The organism is Achromobacter sp. 2789STDY5608621 (genome assembly GCF_001299375.1).
Taxonomy (GTDB): Bacteria; Pseudomonadota; Gammaproteobacteria; order Burkholderiales; family Burkholderiaceae_B; genus Achromobacter; species Achromobacter insuavis.
On the sequence record NZ_CYTU01000033.1, the window covers coordinates 45,265 to 60,377 of the forward strand.

Consider the following 15,113-nt stretch of genomic DNA (forward strand, 5'->3'; position numbering starts at 1 on the left):
CAAAGGTCAGGTATAGCGTTCGGCCAGTCGTCGCGCATTGTCGGCAAAGCTCGTCCGGATGGAGTCGGGTTGCAGGATCTCGATGGAGCAGCCGTAACCATGCAGCAGTTGCCATAACATGGTCGAGGGCTTCACTGTTGCCCGCAATTCAAATCCGCCCTCGCATTCCTGCATCCGCTGATCCTGCGCCAGCCAGAATTCGCGCAGCGGATGGCGACGAGGGCGGCCGTCTTCCATCAGGGGCTCATCGACTTTGAGTACGATTTCAATGTCCTCGCTGCTGTGAAAATTGAGGGCATCCTCGCGCCGTACGTAGTCCTCCAGGTCGAAAGAGGGATCCACATCAGCAGCTTCATCAAGTACTTGTACGTGGGACAAGCGGTCCATCCGGAAGAGAAATCGCCGCCCTGGGCGTTGCGTGCCCCAGGCCACCATATACAAGACACCGGCCCGGTCGACCATGGCCAGCGGCGTCATGATGTAGATTCGTTCAGCGGGCGTTTTCTCGCCGAATTGGGTGTTGCGAAACGATAGCTTTCGTCCGTAATACAGGGCTTCCGTGACGGGTCGATATACGTCCGCGCTGAAACGGGGCAGCACGACCGGGTGCGTGCCGTCGATGCGCAAGGTCTTGCGCGCCCAATTGTGTGCTCGGCCAGCGCCCGGATGCCCTTGATGGGCGGCAAGAAAGCGCGTGGCATCCGCGAAAGTGTCCGCCAGATCCTCCAGTACGACCGTTGGCAGATGACGGTCTGCCACTTGCTTTAGCGCACACATGGCCATCGCCATGTTGACATTCATGTTCTGGATATTGAATTCGCTGCGCCGAATCGTGCGGTACCAGCGGGTTGCCCGGGTTGCGCCGCGGAAACCCACGCTGTCGAGCTTGAGCAGAGTGCGGCGGATCTGGCGGGAATCCGGAACCGGCTGATGCATGCTGGCTAGTCGTTCGCGAATTTCCGACATCGAGATGCCGCCGTCTTCGGATTCTTCGTCTTCGATATAGGGAAGAATTCTCAATAGGCTGGCTAATAGAAGTTGTTGTCTATCCATTTAAAGCGGTCATGAAGCGGGAGGCTGCGCGATTCTATTCCTGAAGCGGCCGAATATCCGTTGGCCGCGCGATCGAAAAAATTACCGAGGTGTTCGAGCTGTTTTCCCTGCGACACAACTTGTCGCAGCGGTTTTCCTTGAGGAACGGATGGGTTGCCATGGTTGATCACGCCTTGAAGTTAAAGGCATGGTCATGATGATGAACAGAGGGGCGTATCTCGCTGGGGAAGTCATGAATAATGCAGGTATCATTATCTGACGCATTAAGTTACCTCCAGAAAACACTATGCCTGAGTTACAGATTGGCTTCGTGGCACAACTTCCTGGTTCTGTCGGACATACGGTGCTGCCGTATTCCGTCCGATGACCACGCGCCCCCGGAATCTGGCCACGTTGCGCATGGCCCTGGATTTGATTCAGCGCATTCCCCAACACCGAAAAATTACCGCGGTCGAGTTGCATCGGCAATTGCTGGCCGCGGGCCATATCCGAGATCTGCGCACGGTTCAACGGCAGCTGGAAATGTTGAGTGTGCATTTCGACGTCGAACGGGACGATCGAAATAAGCCGTTTGGATATCGCCGAAGATCTCCATATCCAAACGCAATGGAGGTGGATACCGGACCGTCGTCGTCATTGACGCACGCGGCGACCAATCCTCGCAGAAAAAACGTGTTGCATGCTGTCAGCGACGCCCTTGGTGCCGGGCGATGGCTGGAATTGAGTTACGGCGATCTCGGTGACCCCACTTTACCTGACAAGGTGGGGCCGCTAGGGCTGACGCAGCAAGGTGATGATGTTTTGCTGGTGTACAGCGTGCTGGCTCCTGCGCGCGTGGGTTGCCTGGCGCTGGATCGCGTTGTCGCGGCACGTGTCACGAACATTCCCTTTGAGCGCCCGGAGGGGTTCAGGCTGCAACGCTTGGATGCGGAGGCAGTTGCCGATGTGGACGGTATGGAAACGATTAACGAGTGGACTCAACCGGGTGTTTGTCATCAATGAGTAGCAGGGGAGCAAGAAGCGGCGCTCGCGCCGCGAAAAGAGGAGCAGGGGCCGCCGGCAGTCCGCGCGCAAGGAAAAAGACGGCGCTTCAGGTTGCTCCGTTGAAGGAGAAGAAAGCGACGCCCCTTTTTAATGTACTGGTGCTTGCGACGGTCAGCGCGGGCAAGAGCTCGCTGATCAATGCCCTGATCGGTCGTGAGTTACTGCATTCGGCGAACGAGGCGACCACGGCGTGTGTGGCTTCCATTGAGCATCGGCCTCATCAGGTCAGGTTTCATGGGAGGTGCCTGTCGAGTACGGGAGGCGAGCTGATTCGTCATGATGATGTTTCCGCTGATCAGATCCGCAGTTGGAATAGCGACGCTCAAGTACGGCAGATTGATCTGAGCGGCCCTTTCCGCAGTTCCCAAAGCCTGGCCAACCGGTTGGTCTTGCACGACACTCCAGGCCCAAACAACAGTATGGATGCTGACCACGAAAAACGCGTGTTCGACGCTTGGCGCAAGATCCCGGCCCAGTTCGTGCTCTACGTGTTGGATATCGGTCAGCTCACGACTGCGGACAACAAGGAGTTGCTGGTCAAACTGCATCGGCGGATCAAGGCCCGTTCCGGCCTGCGTATCGCGTTCGTTCTCAATAAGGTTGACCTGCTTGATCGGGAGCGTGGCGAAGACCTGGAAGCCTATGTGGCCCAGGCTCGCGCTTTTCTGGAAGAGGCAGGTTTTATTGACCCGATGATCGTTCCCACCATGGCCGCCGCCGCCCTTTACGCCACCATGGCCCGGCATGAGGAGCCGCTGACCCGGGGGCAGCGCGCCAGGCTGCGGCAGGCGCTGCAGGCGATGGAAGACCACGAGCAGAGACTGGTATCAGCCGCGATCGTCCCGGCAGCGGTGCGGCGGCGCGTATTCAAGGATCTGTCCGATCTCGAGCCGATCAGCCCGGCCCCGCCTGGCGACGATCTGGCTCTTGCCACCGAAGACTGGCATAGGTTGGTTTGCATGAGCGGCATCAGAACCGTCGAACACCTGATCAAACATCAACGCAGTGCATACGAAAATTCATGAACTACATCGACATTACCCATAACCCCTTTACCGTCGAGACAACCTTCCTGATCAATGGCGAAGTGCCGGCCGAAGGTTGCAAACTGTCAAGTTATCGCGAAAGCCGTCTTCAGACCTGGATAGAGCGGCTGTTTGACGAGTTGAGCCAACTCTTCAATGGCGATGACCGGTTCAAGGTCAGCTTCAAGGGTGTGGAATCGGATTATCTGGACGTCGCGGAGGCTGCACAGGCAGCCAGGAACCGGGGAATGCTGGTGGAGCTGGATTGGGTTCGCACTGAGCATACCGAAGTGCGGTTGGACAAGATCCGCGAGCTCGTGGATGAAGCGCGATCGCACCCGAAGCTGCGAACCTACTTCAACGACAACGCCGAAGCCAAAACGGCACTCGACGAAGCGCTCGGCAATGACTTCGATGTTTGTGTCGTAGCCACGATGTCTGCGGGGAAATCGACGTTGATCAACGCGATGCTGGGCCGCGATTTGCTGCCCGCCGCCAACGAGGCGACGACGGCCACAATTGCCAGGATCGTTCATAACGGCGAACTCAGGGACCGCTTCAATGCCGCCCGCATTACCCGTGATGGAGAACGGGCTGAGACTGTCCAGGATGCTGAGCTTGAGTTGATTCAGCAATGGAACCGAATGGAGGATACGGCCACGATCGAGCTCGAGGGGGCGATTTCGGCAGTTCGGGATCGCGACAATGTGCGTCTGGTGCTGACCGATACTCCCGGGCCGAACAACAGCCAGGATGAGAATCATGAGCGCGTCACCATGGGTTTCATTCAGGACTCGCTGCGCAATCCGTTGATCCTGTATGTCTTGAACGCCAGCCAGCTGAGCATTGACGATGACCGCAATCTGCTTGAATTGGTCGGCCAGGCAATGCGCAAGGGCGGCAAACAAAGCAAGGATCGTTTCATCTTCGTGGTCAACAAGATGGATGTGTTTGATCCGGAGAAGGGCGAGGATCCGAAAGAAATCCTGGAACGCGTGAAGAAGTACCTGATGAGCAACGGTATCCAGAATCCCTTGGTTTACCCGGTATCCGCGAATCTGACGCGCCTGATTCGCAAGCCTGGCGATCTGCATTCACGCAAGGAACGAGGCGATTACAGCACCATGGCGGAGCTGTTTGAACAGGAGCCGTGCATGAATATGCTCCAGTACATGCCATTGACTTCCCGGGTCAGCATGGCGTTGGCCGACAAACAGTATTCGCGTCTGCTGCTCAGCAGCGGTCTGCCGGCGGTGGAGACAATGATCGACGAATACATCGACAAATACAGCTTGCCTCATCGAGCCAAACGCGCCAGCGAGGCGCTGAGTCGGGTCATTGAAATGGGTCTGAACGAGGCGGACCTGACCGACCAGTTGAATACGGACGAGCGTGCGCTGAAAAAGCTCAATAGGGAGCTGGAAGGATTGCAGCAGCGGCGCACGCGTGGATTCGATGTGGACGCATATGTCGAGGAATTGCGGTCGAACGAGAAGAGTCTGCCGTCGCGCACGATCGACACCCTCGTCGAATTGGAAACCGAGATGAATGCGTCGATCCGCAAGGTGTCGAATGGCTTCTCCGGAAAGAGTGAATTGTCCAAGGCGAAAGCCAGGGTGGAACAGGCGTCCTCGCAGCTTCGTTTCGAGTACAACAGGCTCGCCAATCTGTACCAGAGCGCATTCGAGGCCAGTCAGAAATACGTGGCCAAAGACCTGCAGAAAACGTACCAGGAATACGTTCTCGAGATTTTCGAAGACTATGAGGAGCTTGAGTTTCCAGCCATGGAGAACATTCGGAAAAGCGTTGCCGGTATCTCCTTGAATCTGGACATTCGCAAGGTCGAGGTCGAGCGAGAGCAAGTGGTTGTCGGGCACCGGAAAGTCAGCACGAGCCGGTGGTACAACCCGTTTTCATGGGGCGACGAAAAGTCCGTGCCTGTCTTCGGTGAAGAAGAATTCGTCGATCTCGCGAAGGTGTGGAAGAGCAGAAAAACCCAGGTGGACGCGGAGTTCACCAACCTGAGCCGGGCCGAGGTCGCGCGGATAAAAGAGGGTAGGGACCAGTTGGTCGACCAGTTCCTGGCATTCATGGCGGAAGAGTTCGACCAACGGTTCAACGAATTGGTTGAATCCGTGAGAGACAAGGCGCGTGACCGCGATGCTCGCGAGCGGGCCGTGGAAGAAGGCAGGGCGTTGCGCGAGTGGATTGCCACATTCAAAAACAGGCTCGAAGCCACCCTGGCGGTCTGAAACGGAGCATATGAGCATGACGACGAATTTCATTCCATCTGACAATCTCAAGCACTACGTCGATGCTGGCGAATTGAGCACGGCGCGTTCGGCGCTGTTCATGGAACTCGATGACTCCGAACTTGACGCAGCCGACCTGCGCGCCGCGCAATCCTGGGCGGCCAGCCGTGTGGCCGGTCTGTACGAGGGATACGCCGAATCCGCCTTCGCGCGGGCTGTTGACCGTGAAGAAGCGCATTGGAATGTCGAATACTTTGATACGCAGATGGTGTATTTGAAGATGAACTTTTGCGAGGCGCGCTTTTTGCATCTGATCGCTGTTCGCCAGAAGTTGCGGGATGCCAGCACTGGACGATTTCATGCCAAGGCCACGCCCGCTGGCGTTACGCGCGGCAGCCATCACCCTGCGGCGTCACCCCCGAAATCGGCATTGCCTCCGGCGGTGCGCGCGCTCTTGATTGTCGGCGGCGCTGCCGCTGCTCTGGCGTTGTTCCTGACCGTGCTGGGGAAATAGGCCGTGAACGCAGTCATTCCGAATGCCGCCGCATTGCAACGCGTCCGTGAGAATGCGGCCCAGACGCTGGATGCCGCGCGCGTGTTGATCAACCGCAGCTATCTGTCCGAACTTCAGCATTACGGCGTTCGGCCGTATTCGAGTGCGACGCCTGCGTTCAAGGCCGCTACCGACCTGCGGATATTCCGCATCGATCGCATCGTTCAGAATAATAAGCAGTCCGTCCTGGAAAGCACTACCGCCGCCTATACTGCGTTAGGCGCGGCGGGCCATGCCGTGTTCCTGCTGTTGCGGTCGGACGGCGTCGAGACCGAGGTCTATATCGGTAGCCGAGGGAAACCCGGCAAGATGCTGGGGCACAACGCTGGCGAGTTGCTGCGCGAAACGTTCAGAGGGCATTTCAGCGGCAGCGCGCTGCAAGCGCTGAACCAACCGGCGGTGGACGGCCTGCTTGACGGCGTTGCGTCGAGCAAGGACGACCCTTCTTCCAGCATTACCGCAGTCACGGGGGTCCCCGCCTTGTCCAGCGCGGATCGGGAGCAGTTTGCCCAGGGGTTGGAGCGGTTTATCGATGCAGCCGAGCAACGGGTGTATCACGCGATCATTCTGGCGGAACCCATTGCCTCGCAGGATCTGGACCTGATCCGGACCGGCTACGAGCAGGTCGCCACGCAGCTGTCGCCGTTGCTTACGCAACAACTCGCTTTTGGTGTCCAGGAAAGCGACAGCATCGGCTTCAGCATCAGCCAGGGGTTGAGCGAATCGCTCGGTCACAGTCTTGGCTTGACCAGCACGACAGGTCAATCGCAGACGCGCGGTACGTCGACCACGGAGACCACGGGAAGCTCCAGGACTTCCAGTTCACAAACCGCAGCCTCGAAGGCCGGCAGCATCGTTGGCGCCTCGGCAGGCGTGCTGGCCGGTTCATTCTTCGGTCCGATGGGGGCGATGGTTGGCGGTCAGGTGGGCGCGGCAATCGGGACTGCCTTCAGCGAGCAGGTGTCGACAGGTACGAGTCAATCCCATGCGGAAGGCCGCAGCGAGAGTCACACCGATTCCTGGGGGGAGTCGAGGGCGAAGACGGAATCCGTCACCCACTCGACCAACCGTACGGATTCGCGTTCGGCGAACCGCACGAGCGGCGCCAATCGTCAGGTTTCGATCGACTTGATCGACAAGAGTATCGAGCAGTTGCTGGGGCGGATAGACCATCATTTGATGCGTATCGACGAGGCCAAGACATACGGCGGTTGGAACTCGGCCGCCTATTTCATTGGCGACAGCACCGCCTCTTCCGAGGCGTTGGCCAGCCTGTTCCTGGGGCTGGTCCGTGGCAGTAAATCCAGTCACGAGGACTTTGCCCTGACCACCTGGAATTCGGCGCGAAAGTCGGCGGCACTGGATTGGTTGGCCGCGCTCAGCCATCCGCAGCTCGATCATCATTTCTCGAAGCGTATTCCGATCCCATACGTTACCCCGGCGACCCTGGTTTCGGGACGGGAATTGGCGATTCAACTGAGTCTGCCACGCCGATCCACGTCTACCGTGGCGGTAGTGGAAACACAGGCTTTCGGCCGCAAGGTCCAGTATGTGGATGGCCGGCGAGCCGCTCCTGCTGGCAAGGGCACGCGCACGTTGAAGCTGGGGCAAATGCGCCACCTGTGGGAGAATCTTCCGCAGAGCATCACCCTTGCGTTGGACCAGTTGACGAGCCACGTCTTTGTCAGCGGATCAACGGGCGCAGGCAAGAGCAACACGATGTACCAGATCCTCAGCCAGATCGAGGCCAACGGAATTCCGTTCCTGGTCATCGAGCCGGCCAAGGGCGAGTACAAACATGTATTCGGCCACCATCCCCGCGTCAGGGTGTATGGCACGAATCCGGCGCACGCTGAACTGTTGCGCATCAATCCCTTCCGCTTTCCTGAAGCCATTCATGTGCTCGAGCACGTGGACCGCCTGATCGAGATTTTCAGTGTCTGCTGGCCTATGTACGCAGCAATGCCGGCGGTATTGAAAGAGGCTTTGCTACTTGCTTACGAGCAGTGTGGCTGGGATCTGGACCTGTCCGTCAATCGGAGACACGCGGATCTATATCCGAGTTTCGGTGATCTTCTGGCCACGTTGCGCAGCGTGATCGATGCGTCGGTCTATTCACAGGAAGTGAAGGGAAACTATATCGGCTCGTTGACAACCCGGGTTCAGTCTCTGACCAATGGCCTGAATGGCCGGATCTTTGCCGCCAACGAGATTGATGCCGACGATCTGTTCGAACGTTCCGCCATTGTCGATCTGAGCCGTGTCGGTTCCGCGGAGACCAAGGCTTTGATCATGGGCATTCTGGTCATGCGCTTGAACGAACACCGGATGGCGAAGGGAGGCATGAACCAACCTCTGCGTCACGTCACGGTGCTTGAGGAGGCGCATCATCTTCTGAAGCGCGACCCCGTCGGCGCGGGTGCCGAGGGCGCGGGTGTGGCAGGGAAGTCGGTCGAGATGCTGACCAACGCCATCGCCGAAATGCGCACTTACGGGGAAGGATTCATCATTGTCGATCAGTCTCCCAACGCCGTCGATGCGGCGGCGATCCGTAATACGAACACCAAGATCATCATGCGTTTGCCCGATGAAGCGGACAGGCGTTTGATCGGCAAGTCGGCCGGGCTGCGCGATGAACAGCTGGAAGAGATTGCTCGCCTGCCCAAGGGCGTGGCCGTCGTGCACCAGAACGACTGGCTGGAGCCCGTGCTTTGCCAGGTGACGAAGTTCGAGGGCGAGACACTTCCCTATGTCTATGAGGCGCCGCAGCAAGAGGCAAGTTTCGCGCACGAGATGTTCAATCACCAGGTGCTGCGCTTGTTGTTGGCAAAACGGGTTCATGCGCCATATCCGGTGGATCTGGATGTGGTGGAGCGGGGCTTGCGTGAATTGCCCCTGCTGGCGCCGAACAAGATCGCGGTGCATGACTTCTTGCGTATGTTCCGTGAGGGTGGAGCCATTACCCTGTGGCAGCCGCAGGCGTTTGAAAGCCTGGCCCGGTTGGTCGTCGATGTGCTTGGATGCCGACTTGAGGTACGCAAACTGATCGAAACAGCAGCGGACTATGAACAGCTGCAGGCGGGCTTGGACACCATCGTTGCTACGCTTGTCCGGCATGTGGAGGATGACCTTGCCTTGGCGATACAGCAGTGCATGATGAAGGACTATAGTCTGCAACGCGACAGCCATCTGGAGATCTACGCCGCCTGGCGCACAAGCATCGAAAACAGGGAATCAGCATGAATTTCGAACACCTGCGGGCCGTTGGAGGCGATGTCCCGTGCCGGCTGGCGCAGTTGGCCCGGGATATGCCAGGGAAATACATACTGATAGCGGAACTGGATCGGCCGATGCTGGTGACGCAAGACATGCGCCAGGATCTACCGCCCCTGAGCGATGAGCGACGGGAGCGGCTCGAGAACAGTGGCTACTCGGCCACTATTCTGGAAGCCATCGGCAGCGACGCCGAAGCCAGCATTTATGAAAATGCGGATTTGAAACCGGAGACGGTCAACGGAAAGGACGTGTTGATCCGCGATGATATCGATTATGACCGGGAGGACGTGTTCGGCAAGACCAACCTGGAAAGAATGCGGGATGGCCGTGCGCCGCTCGACGATAGCGGGAAGCCCATAGAACTTCACCATATAGGCCAGTCGCAGGATTCGCCACTTGCCGAACTGACGGGCTCGGAACATCGTGGCAACGGCAATGACAATATCCTGCACAATAAATTGAAGGAGTCGGAGATCGATCGGGGAAATTTTGGCGACGAACGTGGCGACCATTGGAAGGCGCGTGCCTCGCAGATTGATAGTCAACGTGACCAGGAAACGTCATGAATCAACTCACCGCGCTGGTCGAGCGCAACCATGCCACCATTCGTCCCGCCCGGGATGAGGATATTCAGCAGTTGGGAGAAAGCCTGGGCTTTGTTCTGGCCGATGAATACGTCGATTATCTGTCCGAGTTTGGCGTCATAGTGTTTGGCGCTACTGAAACCTACGGGTTGGGAGTTCCGCAGGACTATTACTTGAATGTGCGGAACATGTACGCCGATCTGAGCCGCGACGCTACTTATCCCCGGCTCGCGGTGCCGTTGGTCGATGCGGGTGACGGGCGCTACTACCTGTATGACAATGGCAGCCGACAAGTTCTGTTGTGGGCGACGCCCAATGGGGGCATCGTCGAGACCCTGAGCGAAGGACTTGAAGCGTTTTTGGTCAAGCAGATCTTTCGTCCTTGATATGACGCGCGCCATGGTGCGGCACCACAAATCGTGTCTCAGCCGGCGTCGGGATTCGTCAAGCAGTTGTCCGTGCGGGTAAAAGGCCTTGCTGCTTGACAGCCAACCAACCAACTAGTAGATTGGCTGCCATGAACCTGGAACTTTCCCCCCGCGCCCTGGAAATCGTCGATCAGACCCGGCTGCTGCTGGCCACCGGCGGCTATCACGGCTTCAGCTATGCCGACATCTCCGAGCGGGTGCGCATCGGCAAGGCCAGCATTCATCACCATTTCCCGACCAAGGCCGACCTGGTGCTGACCGTGGTCACGCGGCATCGCGACCAGGCCCGCTCGGGGCTGGCGGCGCTGGACCAGCATGTGACGGATCCGCAGGCGCGCCTGATGGCGTATGCGGACTACTGGGCCAAGTGCATCCGCGATGGTTCCATGCCGATGTGCATCTGCGCGATGCTGGCGGCCGAATTGCCGATGATCCCGCAGGCGGTGGCGGACGAGGTGCGCGCCTATTTCGGCGAGCTGACCGCGTGGATCGGGTCGGTGCTCGGCGCCGGCGTCGCGACGGGGCAATTCGCGCTGCGCAACGGCGTGCTGGTCGAGGCGCAGGCCTTCATGTCCACGATCCATGGCGCGATGCTGACGGCCAGGGCGCTGGGCGCGCCGGAGGCGTTCACGTCGATTTCGCACGCGGCCATCAGGCAGTTGTCGACGCCGGCGTGATGGCCGGCCCGCGCGTGCCTTCGGGTGCGCGTTTTTTTGAATGGCTTTACCAACCAACTGGTTGGTTGTTTTTTTGAGTTTCCCGGGCGTCACGGCCCATGTCTGTCCACGTTGTCGGCGCTGTCGCCATTCCTGGCCGCGCCGGCGCTTTCAAGGAGCCCTGCTCATGCCGCATCCCATTTCGCCTCTCGGGGCCGCACACACGCTCATCAGTCTGGTCCCCGCCTTCGCGGGCCTGTACAGCTTCGTCCGCTACCGAGGCATCGACAGCACGACGCCGGTCGGCAAGGTCTATCTGGGCGGCCTGCTGGTGGCGGTGCTGACGTCGTTCGGCCTGTCCAGCACGGGCGGGTTCAATCCCGGCCATGCGCTGGGCATCCTGGCGTTGCTGTCGGTCGCGGGGGCGCTGTTCCTGTCGCGCCAGTCGCCGCAATCGGCGGCGCGGGCCCATCTGTCGCAGCTCGGGTTCGCGTTCAGCTTCTTCCTGATGTGGGTGCCCGGGATCGCGGAAACGCTGACCCGGCTGCCGGTGTCGCATCCCCTTGCCGACGGACCGCAGTCGCCGCTGGTGCGCGGCGCGCTGGCGACGTGGTTCGCGGTCTTCGTGCTGGGCGCCATCACGCAGCAATGGTGGATCCGTTCGCAGCGCCGCCGCGCGCCGTCCCGCTAGCCAGGTGACGCCGCGCGCGCCGGCGCGCGGCCAGGGGAATTGCCATGAGCGCCAACGCCATTGACCCGATCGATCCGCTGCGCATCGACGCGGTGCGCGACCCGTACCGTCTCGAACGCCTGCACGCGCAACTGCGGACCGACCGCGCGATGCGCGCGCGGGCGGCGGAGTTCTCGCGCATCCACGCCGCGCAGGCGCAGGCGGTGTCGGCGACGGCAGCGGCAGCGGCAGCGGCAGCGGCAGCGACGTCTCAACCAACGCCGCCGGCCGCGCCAGCCTCCACAGCGTCATCCGCGCCGCCCGCCGCGGCCCCGAAAATGGACCCACCCGGCATCGCGCTCGAACCCTTGCGCGACCAATACACGGCGCATTGCCTGAAGCTCGCGATCCAGGCGTTCCGTGATGAACAGGCTCGGCTGCAGGCGCGCACCGTCGCGATCAACCGGGCCGAACGCGATGCCCAGGCGGCGTTGCAGGCGCGCGCCGAGGCCGCCAATGACCTGGGCACGATTCAGGGCCTGCTGCCGCAACTGCCATATCGCTTCGTGGCGGGGCTGCCGGCGATCCTGCCATCGCAGACCGTGGCCGCGCCCGGCCCCGCGCCCATCACGGTGGGGCCGGTGGCGCAGGCCGCGGCCTTGCGCAATGCCACCGACGATGCGCTGGCCGGCGATCCCGCCCAGCGCGCTCGCAACCGCCGCCCGCGCCCGAGCGAGGAATGACGGGAGGCCGGCGCAACGCCGGCGGTACGCGCCCAGCGCAGTCGTAACGGGCGCGGCCACAGCGGTGCGCGTCGCGGGCACATCGCAGACACGCACAAGCGCGGCCGCCAGGGCATGCCGGCCAGCGCGCGCCCCGGCTTCGCATTCAGCGTGCCGTAAATCACCTTTCAAAGCCCCTCCAAACCTAGGGTTAGTTCGCGTATCCGGCCGTTTTCGGAAGGACTACATTGACTCATTACTTGGAACCAAGTCTCATTTTTTGGAACTTTATGGCCTCACTCGAAAACGCAGCCATCATTCTTCGCCTGATCAACAAGCTCAATCGCAAGGTCACGGTGACGGACCTGGTTGACCACCTGGGGATGCCGAAAAGCTCGGCGTCGCGCCTGTTGGCGCAGATGAAGGAACTGGGGCTGCTGGACCGTGAGGAGAGCACCCGCGCCTATGGCCCGGGGGTGATGATCCTGGAGCTGTCGCGGATGGTGCGCGAGACCACCTCGCTGTCCGCGCAGATGCAGGACGCGCTCAAGCGGCTCAGCGCCCAGAGCGGCCACACCGGCTACATCTCGGTGCTCGAAGGGCGCGACGTGATGGTGCTGCACGTGCAGCAGGGCTCGCATCCGCTGCGCGTCACGACCTATCCCGGACACCGTTCGCCCAGCTGGGCCACCTCGACCGGCCGCGTGCTGCTGGCGCGCGACGGTGACGACAAGGTGGCCAAGCGGCTGGGCAAGCAACTGCCGTTCATTTCCGACGAAGCGCCGCGGACCGTGCCGGACGTGCTGGCGCGGCTGCGCGACGTGCGCGAGTCCGGCTTCGCCGTGGCGATCAACGAGGCCATCCCGGGGGTGGCCTCGGTCAGCTGCGCCGTGAGCGATCCGGTGTCCATGGAGCGCTTCGCCATGTGCCTTTCCTTTCCGGCGGCCCAGGCCGATGCCGCCAGCGTGCAAGCGCTGGCCGCGGACCTGCTGACGGAAGCCAGAAGCCTCGGCCGGATCGTCTGCGATCCGGCCTGGGGATCCCCCGTTCATGCCCTCCACGAGTCAGCACCATGATTGATTCCACCCCCCGCCACGCCGCCCAAGGCGGCGCCTCCGTGCAGGAAGACCCGCACCCGAGAGCGCTCTCGCTGTCCAACCTGGTCCTGTTGGCCGCACTGAGCGTGTTTGGCGCAGTGATCGGCATCCAGCTGATCGTGACCCTGGGCGTGACGCCCAACACTTCCATCATCGGCGCGCTGGTGGCGATGATCCTGGCCCGTGTGCCGATGCGCCTGCTGCGCTCCTACCGCTCGGTCCACACGCAGAACCTGGCGCAGACCGCCATCTCCTCGGCCACCTTCGGCGCGGCCAACAGCCTGCTGCTGCCGCTGGCCATTCCCTATCTGCTGGGCCGCCCCGACATGGTGCTGCCGATGTTCCTGGGCGTGGGGCTGGCGATGCTGCTGGACGCCTACATGCTGTACCGCCTGTTCGGCAGCTCGGTGTTTCCGGCCACCGGCGCCTGGCCGCCCGGCGTGGCCGCGGCCGAAGCCATCAAGGCCGGCGACCAGGGCGGCACGCAGGCCAAGCTGCTGGGCCTGGGCATCGTGGTGGGCGCGGTGGGCTCGTGGTTCAAGATCCCGATGTCGGCGTTCGGCGTGGCCTTCATCGGCAACATCTGGGCGCTGGGCATGTTCGGCCTGGGCCTGCTGCTGCGCGGCTATTCCGAGCCGCTGTTCGGCATGGACATCAACAAGCAGTACATCCCGCACGGCATGATGATCGGCGCCGGCCTGGTGGCGCTGATCCAGGTGGCGATGGTCATGCGCAGCAAGGCCGGCCCCAAGGCCAGCGGCCCGGCCGGTCCCAGCGTCGGCAGCAGCCTGCGCCTGGGCGGGGTGGGGTACATCCTGCTGTCCGCCGGCATCTCGCTGCTGGCCGGGCTGTATGCCGACATGTCGCTGCCGATGCTGCTGGGCTTCATCCTCTATGCCGCCTTCGCCGCGCTGGTGCACGAGCTCATCGTCGGCATCGCCGCCATGCACTCGGGCTGGTTCCCGGCGTTCGCGGTGGCGCTCATCACCTTGCTGCTGGGCCTGTTGATCGGCTTTCCGCCGCATGCGCTGGCGATCCTGTGCGGCTTCTCGGTGGCGACCGGCCCGGCTTTCGCGGACATGGGTTACGACCTCAAGGCCGGCTTCATGCTGCGCGGCAACGGCGCCGACATGGCGCTTGAACTGGAAGGCCGCAAGCAGCAGCTGATCGCCGCCATGCTGGCGTTCCTGATCGCGATCCCGGTGGTGTATGTCAGCTATGGCGCGCTGTTCGCGGGCGGCCAGCTGCCGCCGGTGGCCAAGGTCTACGTGGCGACCATCAACGCCGGCGCCACCCCCGGCATCGCGCAGATGCTGCTGGTGTGGGCCATTCCCGGCGCCATCATCCAGCTGATCGGCGGTCCCAAGCGCCAGCTCGGCGTGCTGCTGGCCACCGGCCTGCTGATCGCCAACCCGCTGGCCGGCTGGGCCGTGGTGGCGGGCATCGCGCTGCGCCTGCTGGTCGAGAAGGTCGGCGGCGAAAAGCACCGCAACCACATGGAAGTGTTCGCCGGCGGCATCATCGCGGGCGATGCCATCTTCAGCTTCTTCAACGCCGCCATCACCGCTCATTTTGGCAAGAAGTGATTCCCCCTTCTTGCCGTTTTTGCCCGAAAGGAAATCCATCATGAGTCTTTCCCAGACATTGCAGGCCTTCGAAGCGCTGGACAGCGCGCATGCGTCGGGCCACACCGTGGCCACGCTGCTCGAAGGCTATCCCGGCGTCAGCGTCACCGTCACCAAGATCACCGGCG

13 protein-coding genes are annotated in these 15,113 nt (G+C 61.4%); 12 read left to right on the forward strand and 1 reads right to left on the reverse strand.

What is annotated here, in order from left to right; all coding sequences use genetic code 11:
- Positions 1-6: 6 nt before the first annotated feature.
- Positions 7-1,053: a helix-turn-helix transcriptional regulator gene (locus AOZ53_RS24130; protein WP_054431760.1), complete on the reverse strand. Its 1,047-nt coding sequence runs from the start codon at positions 1,051-1,053 to the stop codon at positions 7-9.
- Positions 1,054-1,452: 399 nt separating this feature from the next.
- Here AOZ53_RS24130 and AOZ53_RS34400 point away from each other — a divergent pair, with 399 nt between their 5' ends.
- The 12 genes from AOZ53_RS34400 (at position 1,453) to AOZ53_RS24190 (ending at position 14,946) form a co-directional block, all read left to right on the forward strand.
- Entirely contained in the window at positions 1,453-2,055 is a 603-nt protein-coding gene (locus AOZ53_RS34400) for a hypothetical protein (protein WP_156333497.1), read from the forward strand.
- Between the two features lie 101 nt (positions 2,056-2,156).
- A complete protein-coding gene (locus tag AOZ53_RS24140) occupies positions 2,157-3,122 on the forward strand; it encodes a dynamin family protein (protein ID WP_054489644.1) in 966 nt (321 codons plus the stop codon).
- Complete coding sequence (locus tag AOZ53_RS34795) at positions 3,119-5,374, forward strand: dynamin family protein (protein WP_054431758.1); 2,256 nt, start codon at positions 3,119-3,121, stop codon at positions 5,372-5,374. Before AOZ53_RS24140 ends, AOZ53_RS34795 begins: the two co-directional genes overlap by 4 nt.
- 16 nt (positions 5,375-5,390) lie before the next feature.
- A complete protein-coding gene (locus AOZ53_RS24150; RefSeq protein ID WP_156333499.1) occupies positions 5,391-5,888 on the forward strand; it encodes a hypothetical protein in 498 nt (165 codons plus the stop codon).
- A gap of 3 nt (positions 5,889-5,891) precedes the next feature.
- The gene (locus tag AOZ53_RS24155) at positions 5,892-9,170 is read left to right on the forward strand and encodes an ATP-binding protein (protein WP_054489646.1); all 3,279 of its coding nucleotides are present in this window, start codon (positions 5,892-5,894) and stop codon (positions 9,168-9,170) included.
- Positions 9,167-9,769 (forward strand): HNH/ENDO VII family nuclease, encoded by a 603-nt coding sequence (locus AOZ53_RS33745; RefSeq protein ID WP_082385752.1) that lies wholly within the window; start codon positions 9,167-9,169, stop codon positions 9,767-9,769. The genes AOZ53_RS24155 and AOZ53_RS33745 overlap by 4 nt, the downstream gene beginning before the upstream one ends.
- Positions 9,766-10,173 carry an SMI1/KNR4 family protein gene (locus tag AOZ53_RS24165; RefSeq protein WP_054431754.1) on the forward strand — a complete coding sequence of 136 codons (408 nt, stop codon included), beginning with the start codon at positions 9,766-9,768 and terminating at the stop codon, positions 10,171-10,173. The genes AOZ53_RS33745 and AOZ53_RS24165 overlap by 4 nt, the downstream gene beginning before the upstream one ends.
- A gap of 131 nt (positions 10,174-10,304) precedes the next feature.
- Positions 10,305-10,892, forward strand: coding sequence for a TetR/AcrR family transcriptional regulator (locus tag AOZ53_RS24170; RefSeq protein WP_054489647.1), 588 nt, complete (start codon positions 10,305-10,307; stop codon positions 10,890-10,892).
- Positions 10,893-11,058: 166 nt separating this feature from the next.
- Complete coding sequence (locus AOZ53_RS24175; RefSeq protein WP_054431752.1) at positions 11,059-11,562, forward strand: hypothetical protein; 504 nt, start codon at positions 11,059-11,061, stop codon at positions 11,560-11,562.
- A gap of 44 nt (positions 11,563-11,606) precedes the next feature.
- A complete protein-coding gene (locus tag AOZ53_RS24180; protein ID WP_054489650.1) occupies positions 11,607-12,284 on the forward strand; it encodes a hypothetical protein in 678 nt (225 codons plus the stop codon).
- Positions 12,285-12,553: 269 nt separating this feature from the next.
- On the forward strand, positions 12,554-13,339 hold the full coding sequence (locus tag AOZ53_RS24185) for an IclR family transcriptional regulator (RefSeq protein WP_054431750.1): 786 nt from the start codon (positions 12,554-12,556) through the stop codon (positions 13,337-13,339).
- Positions 13,336-14,946, forward strand: coding sequence for an OPT/YSL family transporter (locus AOZ53_RS24190; protein WP_082385753.1), 1,611 nt, complete (start codon positions 13,336-13,338; stop codon positions 14,944-14,946). Before AOZ53_RS24185 ends, AOZ53_RS24190 begins: the two co-directional genes overlap by 4 nt.
- The last annotated feature ends 167 nt before the right edge of the window (positions 14,947-15,113 follow it).